Below are 361 nucleotides of genomic sequence, written 5' to 3' on the forward strand. Positions count from 1 at the left end.
ACGGCGCGGTAGAGATACACCCACTCGCCCTTCACTCGAATATATGTTTCGTCCACGCGCCAGGATCCATTTGTCGTCCGGAGATGCGGACGGATGCGCTTCTCCAACTCGGGTGCATAAGCCTGGATCCAACGAAAGAGGGTCGTATGATCGACCGTGACGCCACGATCGGCGAGCATGCGCTCGAGATCGCGGTAGCTGATCGGGAACTGAAGATACCAGCGGACCGCCCACAGGATAATATCCGCCGTGAATTGCCGCCCCTTGAACGGGTTCTTGTTATCTTGCTTCACCCTCTGCCCCTCTCAGCACCCTCTTGTCGTAGCTCAGGTGGCGGAGCGCTCAAAGCTGCAACAGATCC

General features: G+C 57.9%; 1 protein-coding gene. It reads right to left on the reverse strand.

The features are described 5' to 3' along the window. Positions 1-293, reverse strand: a 293-nt coding sequence (locus tag ACUXUR_RS26855) for an IS6 family transposase (RefSeq protein WP_445505400.1), incomplete at its 3' end; no start/stop codon positions are given. Positions 294-361 lie beyond the last annotated feature (68 nt).

This window comes from Microvirga medicaginis (assembly GCF_052658925.1).